The sequence below is a fragment of the Cupriavidus sp. FW305-F7 genome, assembly GCF_058782875.1.
In genome coordinates this window covers 25,171-33,686 of record NZ_JBYSYC010000067.1, presented here as the reverse complement: position 1 = coordinate 33,686, position 8,516 = coordinate 25,171, and the positions used below count along the sequence as shown (strand labels likewise).

General features: G+C 59.2%; 6 protein-coding genes. 1 reads left to right on the top strand and 5 read right to left on the bottom strand.

Translation table 11 applies throughout. The features are described 5' to 3' along the window. Positions 1–48 precede the first annotated feature (48 nt). The 3 genes from AC3WL8_RS36700 to AC3WL8_RS36690 form a co-directional block, all read right to left on the bottom strand. The gene (locus AC3WL8_RS36700; RefSeq protein WP_492379934.1) at positions 49–3,498 is read right to left on the bottom strand and encodes a pyruvate carboxylase; all 3,450 of its coding nucleotides are present in this window, start codon (positions 3,496–3,498) and stop codon (positions 49–51) included. Between the two features lie 45 nt (positions 3,499–3,543). Next, positions 3,544–4,362: an HpcH/HpaI aldolase/citrate lyase family protein gene (locus AC3WL8_RS36695; RefSeq protein WP_492379933.1), complete on the bottom strand. Its 819-nt coding sequence runs from the start codon at positions 4,360–4,362 to the stop codon at positions 3,544–3,546. A gap of 108 nt (positions 4,363–4,470) precedes the next feature. After that, positions 4,471–5,649, bottom strand: coding sequence for a CaiB/BaiF CoA transferase family protein (locus AC3WL8_RS36690; protein ID WP_492379939.1), 1,179 nt, complete (start codon positions 5,647–5,649; stop codon positions 4,471–4,473). 324 nt (positions 5,650–5,973) lie between these two features. Here AC3WL8_RS36690 and AC3WL8_RS36685 point away from each other — a divergent pair, with 324 nt between their 5' ends. Beyond that, entirely contained in the window at positions 5,974–6,897 is a 924-nt protein-coding gene (locus AC3WL8_RS36685; protein WP_492379932.1) for a LysR family transcriptional regulator, read from the top strand. 91 nt (positions 6,898–6,988) lie between these two features. On the opposite strand, the gene AC3WL8_RS36680 is transcribed toward AC3WL8_RS36685, so the two are convergent. Next, positions 6,989–7,717, bottom strand: coding sequence for an amino acid ABC transporter ATP-binding protein (locus AC3WL8_RS36680; RefSeq protein ID WP_492379938.1), 729 nt, complete (start codon positions 7,715–7,717; stop codon positions 6,989–6,991). A gap of 55 nt (positions 7,718–7,772) precedes the next feature. Further along, positions 7,773–8,513, bottom strand: a complete 741-nt coding sequence (locus AC3WL8_RS36675) for an amino acid ABC transporter permease (protein ID WP_492379937.1) — start codon at positions 8,511–8,513, stop codon at positions 7,773–7,775. Positions 8,514–8,516 lie beyond the last annotated feature (3 nt).

The window sequence follows — 8,516 nt, the reverse complement described above, 5'->3', positions numbered from 1 at the left end:
TTCGCCATTCTCTTCGGTGACCGCTTCACCAACGCCCTACGCTGAGATTTATTTAACCGACCTCAGCACACAGAATTTCTGACACCTCCGAGCCCCAGGCTGAACGTGAATACTCTTCACGGTGCCGTTCGCCTCCGCCACGACGCTCGTCTCCATCTTCATCGCCTCGATGGCCGCCAAAGTATCACCCTTGGCAACTGACTGCCCCTCCTTCACGCTCACGGAGATGACACTACCTTGCATGGGGGACGCCACCTGCGACGGGTCATTCGGGTTGGCCATCCGCTCACCTTGGTCTGCCTTGCCTTCCTGTCGTTTCACAGCGCGGATAGGACGCGGCTGGCCGTTGATGTCGAAGTACATGCGCACGACGCCCTGCTCATCTGCTTGAGCCTGTGCATTCAGGCCCACATACAGTGTCTTACCCTTCTCCAAGTCAACCGAAATCTCCTGGCCCGGCTCAAGTCCGTAGAAGAACACAGGCGTTGGCAGAATCGAGACATCATCGTACAGGTCACGATGCGTGCAGAAGTCCCTGAAAACTTTCGGATACATTAGGTAAGACGCCAAGTCGTTATCGGACAGGATGCGGCCGACCTCGCTCTCAGCATGTTTGCGGGCATCCTCCAGGTCGACCAAGGGGATATGCGCGCCGGCCCTACCCTCAATGGGTGCAGCTCCTCTCAGCAATTTCCTCTGTAGCGCCTCGGGAAAGCCATCCGCCGGGTAACCCATTTCACCGCGGCACATCGAGATTACCGAGTCAGGTACAGAGACCTCCTTCGACGGGTCAAGGATATCGGCCGTCGACAGCTTGTTGGCAACAAGGTGCAACGCCAAGTCCCCCACGACCTTGGAGGATGGCGTCACCTTGACGATGTCTCCGAACAGCACGTTGACATCGGCGTAGGCCTGCGCGACCTCTGGCCATTGAAACTCCAGGCCAAGCAAGCGTGCCTGCTCGCGCAGGTTCGTGTATTGGCCGCCCGGCATCTCATGCCGGTACACGTCAGAGGTGCCTGCACGCATGTCCGCCTCGAAAGGCTGATAATTCTTGCGTACCGATTCCCAGTAACTACAGAACGGCTGGAGTTCACGGTAGTCTACTGCTGGCTTTCGCTCACTATGTTCGAGCGCAGCGCAGATGGCACCTAGACTTGGCTGTGAAGTGAGCCCGCTCATCGAATCCATGGCGCCATCCACTGCGTCCACGCCGGCTTCAATGGCCGCCAGAATGGAAGCCACTGACGCACCGCTGGTGTCGTGCGTATGGAAGTGGACGGGCAGTCCAACCTCTTCCTTCAGCGCCTTCACCAGTGCATGTGCCGCCTGAGGGCGACATACGCCGGCCATGTCCTTGAGGGCGAGGATGTGAACGCCAGCCTTCTCAAGCTCCTTGGCCAACTCGACGTAGTACCGGATGTTGTACTTGCCGCGCGAGCTGTCAAAGAGGTCGCCGGTATAGCAAATGGTCCCCTCGCAGAGCGCCCCAGCATCTAGAACCGCATCGACTGCAACGCGCATGTTCTCGACCCAGTTGAAAGAGTCGAACACCCGGAACAGGTCAATCCCGGCTGCAGCGGCCCGCTTGACGAAATACTGAACCATGTTGTCCGCATAGTTCGTATAGCCGACGGCGTTGGAGCCCCGCAGGAGCATCTGGAACAGGATATTCGGCACTGCCTCGCGCAATGCCTCGAGCCTTCGCCACGGGTCTTCCTTCAGGAATCGCATCGCCACGTCAAAGGTGGCGCCACCCCAGCACTCCATTGAGAACAGGCCCGACAATTGCCGCGCATAATATGGCGCGATGGCGGTCATGTCCTTCGTCCGCATCCGAGTGGCCAAGAGCGACTGATGAGCGTCACGCATGGTAGTGTCGGTGAGCAGGACGCCCTTGCTGGCCTTCATCCACGCAGCGAATTCACGGGGCCCGAGACTTGCTAGCATGGAGCGCGTGCCCTCCGGAACCACGTCGACAGTACTCGAGGATGGCAGCGGGTGTGAAAGGGCAATGTTGGTGGGGACTGTGCGGCCTTTAACGTCCAGGTTACCGTTGACATTAACTTCCGCTATGAAGTTCAGCAGCTTCGTAGCGCGGTCGCGTCGCTGTCGAAAGCTGAAGAGCTCTGGCGTGTTGTCGATAAAGCGGGTGGTACAACGCCCCGACCGGAACTCCTCGTGCGCGATGACATTCTCAAGGAACGCGAGATTGGTGGCGACGCCCCGAACACGGAACTCGCGCAGAGCACGGCTCATGCGCTCGTTTGCCTCGTCCGCATCGCGACCCTCGCAGGTCACTTTGACGAGAAGCGAATCATAGTAGGGGGTGACAACCGCTCCGGTGTAGGCCGTTCCGGCATCCAGACGAATGCCGAATCCGGCGGCGCTGCGATAGGCAGTCACCTTGCCATGGTCAGGGGCGAAGCCATTCTCCGGGTCTTCTGTGGTGACGCGGCACTGCACGGCATGCCCACGGAGCTTGATGTCCTTCTGGCGTGGGACGGACGACGAAGCCTCGCCGATTTTCGCGCCCTCCGTGATGCGAATTTGTGCCTTTACGATGTCGACCCCGGTGACCTCTTCAGTCACAGTGTGTTCAACCTGGATGCGCGGGTTGACTTCAATGAAGTAGAACGCCTCCGTGTCGGCATCCATCAAGAACTCGACCGTACCGGCATGGGTGTACGAGACCGCCTTGGCAAGCTTCAACGCTTCCCCGCACAAGGCTTGGCGCTTGGCATCGTCCAGGTAGGGGGCGGGAGCTCGCTCCACTACCTTCTGGTTTCTCCGCTGCACGGAACAATCGCGCTCGAAAAGATGCACGATGTTGCCATGGGTGTCGCCGAGAATCTGCACCTCAACGTGCTTGGCTCGCGCGATGAACTTCTCGAGATAGACCTCGTCGTTGCCAAAGGCTGACTTCGCTTCGCGACGCGCTGCGGTAATAGCTTCCGCCAGGTCGGCTTCTTTATGGATGGCACGCATGCCCCGCCCACCTCCGCCCCAGCTAGCTTTCAGCATCAGCGGATAACCGATATCTGCCGCCAGCTTCCTGGCTTGCTCTAGGTCGTGTGGGAGTGCACTCGTGGCAGGAACCACCGGTACACCGACCCGTTGCGCCAGCTCTCGAGCGGCAACCTTATTCCCGAGCTCGCGCATCACCGCCGGTTGCGGCCCGATGAACGCGATTCCCTCTTGGGCGCAGCGCTCTGCAAAGTCGGGATTCTCGGAAAGGAACCCGTAGCCTGGATGGATGGCATCCACGCCAGCCCCCTTGGCCACTCGCAAGATGTCCTCGATATCCAGATAGGCATCAATCGGCTTCTTGCCCTCGCCTACCAGGTAGCTTTCATCGGCCTTGAACCGGTGCTGCGCGAATCGGTCCTGATAGGAGTAAATGGCGACGGTGCGGATGCCAAGCTCACTGGCAGCCCGCATCACGCGAATCGCTATCTCACCACGGTTAGCAACAAGTAGGCTTCGGATACTTTGCATTTTCTTTGCTGAGGGCGTCGTTATGGGAAGTGCAAACGCGGGAGGTCAGGACGTAATGCGGCCTGCTTGCCGCAGAAGGTCAGCAGCGCGTGCAATCACGGGCGCATCTACCATTTCGCCATCCAATTGGAACGCGCCAGGGCTCGACTTTGCACCCTCAATGACCCTCTCCGCCCACGCCAGCTGAGCTTCGGAAGGACGATATGCCTTGTTCACATCCGCTACCTGCGCCGGATGGATGCAGAGCTTTGCGCCAAAGCCAAGCCGGCGGCCACGCGCGCTGGCATTGCGCAGTTCGTCGACATCAGAAATGGAGACGGTGACCCCGTCCACAGGCGAAGCAATGCCCGCAGCCCGGGAGGCAAGAACTAGCATGGAGCGGAAGAAGAGCAGTTCCAGGTCGTCGCCCTCGATGCCGAGCTCCGTGCGGAAGTCCACAGTGCCGAAAATCAGGCGTTCGACCCCGGGTGCGGCAGCAATCTCCGCTACGTTCGTCATGCCTGCTGCCGTCTCAATCAGCGGCAGCACGTTGACCCCTGATGGCAAGTGCCGGGCAACCAGCGTGATTTGTGCAGCACTCTCCGCCTTTGGCAGCACTACACCCTGCACGCCTGGCTTGAGGCATACACGCACGTCATCCTCGAACCAACGCGTCTGCGTTGAATTGACGCGTACCAGTCCGGTGCCGCCTGAAGCCAGGTAGTCCGCCAGCTGATGTCTAGCGCGGTCCTTGTCACCTTCAGAGACGGCATCCTCCAGGTCCAGGATTACCTGGTCAGCGCCGGACGCGTGCGCCTTGGCGAAGCGTTCTGGTCGGTTTGCCGGCACGAAGAGATAGGAACGGGCGATAGCGGTGGTTGTCATGGGAGTCTGGGAGTCGATGTGCCAAATGGGCGAGCGCCTCTTCCCGGCGTAATAACTGGGAAGAGGCAAGACGCAGAAAGACTGAGGCGAACGGCGCGCGTCAGCAAACTAGATAGCGCCTTCCGTGCGCAGCCGCGAGACGTCTTCGCTAACGTAACCGAGCTCGCGCAGGATGCTCTCGCTGTGTTCGCCAAGGGCTGGGATTGCGTCCATGCGCGGCTCGAAGGCGTTTGACAACCCCGGGGGCAGTAGCGCGGGAATCACGCCAACAGGAGATTGGACCGAAGTCCATCGGTCCCGAGCCTTCAGTTGGGGATGATTCCAGACATCCTGCATATCATTCATGCGAGCGTTGGCAATCTGAGCTCGCTCCAGGCGCTCCACCACTTCTTCGATAGTCAACGAGGAGAAAGCGTCTGTAATAATCTGCGTCAGTTCCACACGGTTCTTTGCCCGCAGGGAGTTGGTCACGAATCGCTCGTCGCTGGTGAGCTCAGGACGTTCCAGCACGACGCGGCAGAAGGCATCCCATTCGCGTTCATTCTGCAGGCCGAGAATGATGGTCTTGCCATCGCCCGCGGTGAACGGGCCGTACGGGAAGATGGTTGCGTGCGAAGCGCCGGCACGCGGTGGCGGCGTTGCACCGTCGAATGCGTAGTAGAGGGGATAGTTCATCCACTCGACCATGCTTTCCAGCATGGACACATCAATGTGTGCGCCTTTGCCTGTTTTTCCGCGCTGCAGCAAAGCGGCCAAAATATTGGTGTACGCATACATGCCGGCGGCGATGTCCGCAATCGAGCAACCGGCCTTGGAAGGGCTCTCCTGAGTTCCGGTGATGGAGACAAATCCGGACTCCGCCTGGATGAGCAGGTCGTAGGCCTTCTTGTCCCGGTAGGGGCCGTCATTGCCATAGCCCGAGATGTCGCAGACGATGATGCCCGGATAGCGCTGGGAAAGCGCTTCGTAGGACAGACCAAGCCGGTCAGCGGCGCCCGGCGCAAGGTTCTGTACCAGTACGTCTGCCTTGTCCAAAATCTTCTGCAGAATGGCCGGCGCCTCCTGGTGCTTGAGGTCCAGGGCAAGGCTTTCCTTCGAGCGGTTGGTCCAGGCGAAGTGCGACGACATTCCATCCACTCGCTCGTCGTAGCCCCGGGCGAAGTCACCAACCTTCGGTCGCTCAATCTTTATCACTCGCGCGCCCAGGTCGGCCAGCTGGCGGGTACAGAACGGCGCAGCAATTGCATGCTCTAGGGAAACAACGGTAATGCCATCGAGGGGACGCATAACAGCCTTTTCGAGATGGGATTGCGTTCGAACTGCCGGCGCAGAAACAAACGACCGGAATTCGGTCGGCGACGCCGTTCGAGACAGGAAGTTGCCGTGCTCAGCAAGGGCTCCGCGCGTGGGGAAGCGGTGCTTCCGCGCATCCAGCGATTGGCCCGCTTGACAGTAAGTCTCGCAGCGCGGGGAACCTCGGTAAATCTCGTTTTCTCGAAGCAGCCATTCGCCTGCGCCGAAAGCACGAGACGTGGTGGGCAGCATGCCCTCCGCCGGGGTCAGTTTGCGACACAAGGGATGCCTTGATACAGTTAGGGCGAAGGAGCCACTATGCATTTTGACTTTGCCGACCTCAGGCTTTTTGCACGAATCGCCGAGGAGGAGAACCTGTCCCGTGGGGCGAAGAAAGCCTTTTTGTCGCCCGCAGCGGCCAGCGCCCGGCTTAAAGCCCTCGAGGACCAGCTAGGCACCCGCCTTTTCTATCGGGAAAGCCGAGGACTTGCCCTGACGCCGGCCGGAGAGCGCCTCTTGCGGCACGCACGCGTCATCGAACGACAGTTCGAACATGTCCGAAGCGAGTTCGAGGAGTTCTCCAAGGATTCCGTCGGCCATATCCGCATCTTCGCCAATACAACAGCCGTAACGGAGTTCATGCCGGAGGTGCTAGCTCGCTTTATGGCCGAACGTCCAGCGGTGACCGTAGACCTTCAGGAGCGCTTGACGCGAGATATCATCCGCGGCGTTCTGGACGGCAGCGCAGACCTTGGCATCATCTCTGGCCCGCTGAACTCGGAGGGGCTCGAAGTCATCCACTTCAGCACGGATAAGCTTGTTCTAGCGACATCGTCGGGACATCCGCTCACTCAGAAGAAGGAAGTCTCCTTTTTCGACACTCTCGACTACGAGTATGTCAGCCTGCACGAAGGCAGCACACTGCATGCCTTTCTCACCGAGCTGGTTCGAGACGAGAGACGCAAGCTTCAAATTCGCATTCAGATTCGCAGCTTCGAAGCCATGTGTCGGATGATTGAAGCCGGCGTCGGCATCGGGGTGTTGCCGCTGTCCGCAGCACTGCGCCACCGCCAGACGATGAAGATTGACATTGTTGAACTCCGCGAGCCTTGGGCGATACGCGAGCGAGCGGTAATAGTGCGAGAGATGGAAGGGCTTCCCGGATGCGCCAAGGCTCTTATTGATGAGCTTATCGAAGTCGCGCAGGCTGCGGGCGGCAGCCCTAATGATGCGATTGCCTAAAAGCCGGTGAAGAGAGCAGAGGTAAAGCTCGTACCCTGCTGCTCTTCCACGACCTTCATCCTTGCGGGACCGTTGCTCGGTATGAGGCCTTTTAGTGGTCCCGAAGGTCGGCCAAGAACTTCTTCGCCCGGTCGCTCTGGGGATTGGAGAAGAACTCTCCCGGTGCCCCGCTCTCGACGAACGCGCCCTTGTCCATAAACCAAACGCGGTCTGCCACCTCTCGCGCGAAGTTCATCTCGTGAGTCACACACATCATAGTCATCCCATCTCGCGCCAGGCTTTTCATCACCTGCAGGACTTCCCCCACCATCTCGGGGTCCAGCGCGCTGGTGGGTTCGTCGAACAGCATGGCCGGTGGCTCCATCGCCAATGCACGCGCGATAGCCACACGTTGCTGCTGGCCACCGGAGAGCTGACCAGGGAATGCATCTGCCTTATTGGCCAAACCCACACGCGCTAACAGCTGCTCTGCTTTCTCCCGTGCTTCCGCCCTTTTCATCTTGCGCACCGTGACTGGTGCAAGCATGATGTTCTCCGCTACGGAAATGTGTGGGAAGAGGTTGAAGCTCTGGAACACAAATCCAACCCTGCTACGGAACTTGTTAACGTCCACCGCCGGTGAGTTGACGTCCTGCCCATCGAACTCGATGGTGCCGGACTGGATGTCCTCCAGACGATTGACCGTGCGAATCAGCGTGGACTTCCCTGAGCCAGACGGGCCACAAACCACGATAACCTCACCACGCGACACCTCAGCGGAGATGTCATTGAGCGCGTGGTAGCCGCCGTACCACTTGTTGATGCGCTTGAAGTTAATCATTGCGGTCTTCGATGCTGTTGCGGTTTGCATTACGAATCTCTCCAAGTAGCAAGCGTCACTCGACGGCTACTGCTGCCGTCACTGCAGGTTCCGTGGCTGCGCCACCCGCAGTACCAGCGCGTTTGCGTGCAATACGACGTTCGACATAGCGTGCGAGGCTAGTCAGCGCAAAGCCGAGCACGAAGTAGACGGCTGCCAGGATGACGAACACCTGGAATGGCTTGGTCAGCAGGATGGTGTTCACTTGGTTGGCCGCGAACGTCAGTTCGTTGACGCTGATGACATATGCCAGGGACGTGTCCTTGATGATGGAAACGAATTGGCTAATCATCGACGGAATCATGTTGTAGAGGGCCTGCGGAAGAACCACCTTGACCATCGTCTGCATGTAAGTCAGGCCTACCGCACGGGCCGCCTCGGTCTGACCCATTGGTAGCCCTTCAATACCCGCCCGCACAATTTCCGCCAGGTACGCCGCCTCATACAGCACCAGCGTGACCAGCATGGTAGTGAAGCCACTGACTGGCCGCCCTATCAGTACGGGCACGAAGAAATAGACCCAGAAGATGAACATAATCAACGGGACGCCGCGGACTAGGTAGATGAACGATATGGCGGGCGTACGCAGCCAGCGGAATGGTGAGACTCGTGCGAGGGCGATGGCCACACCAAGTGGAAAAGCGAGGGCAAGGCCGAGCGCGGACAACAGGAGCGTGATTGCAAGACCACCAAGCGGACCGTGTGGATACTGCCCGACGAGCAGCATTTCACCGTTCTGCCGAAGTATCGAAATGATAGT